At 41.0% G+C, this 288-nt stretch carries 1 protein-coding gene; it reads right to left on the bottom strand.

Translation table 11 applies throughout. The annotated features are described in order from the left end of the window. The coding region (locus tag BDW31_RS12465) for a hypothetical protein (RefSeq protein WP_181414819.1) at positions 1-288 on the bottom strand (288 nt) is incomplete at both ends.

Raw genomic sequence — 288 nt, 5'->3', positions numbered from 1 at the left:
ATACGAGTATTCGGATCAGAAGACACATCAACTGGAGTTCTAGTCGTTGCCTTACCAGTTAAATCAGTATTAACAATTGGGCTACCTGGAGGTGTCGTATCCGTCGCTTTTTTAGGTACAGAAGTTGAGACATTTGGGTGTTCCGCATTATCGTAAGCTTTCGCAGTTACATTACCTTCGGGAATAGGTACCGTAGGTGTAATCGTAACACGACCATTACTATCTGTTGTACCTGAACCAATGACATGATTATCCTTATCAAGTAAATCAACATGAGTATTTGGATCC

Source organism: Staphylococcus sp. AtHG25, from assembly GCF_003217445.1.
In the GTDB taxonomy this organism is placed as follows: domain Bacteria; phylum Bacillota; class Bacilli; order Staphylococcales; family Staphylococcaceae; genus Staphylococcus; species Staphylococcus haemolyticus.
The sequence above is the reverse complement of the archived record's forward strand: the minus strand, read 5'-3'. Positions and strand labels throughout refer to the sequence as shown.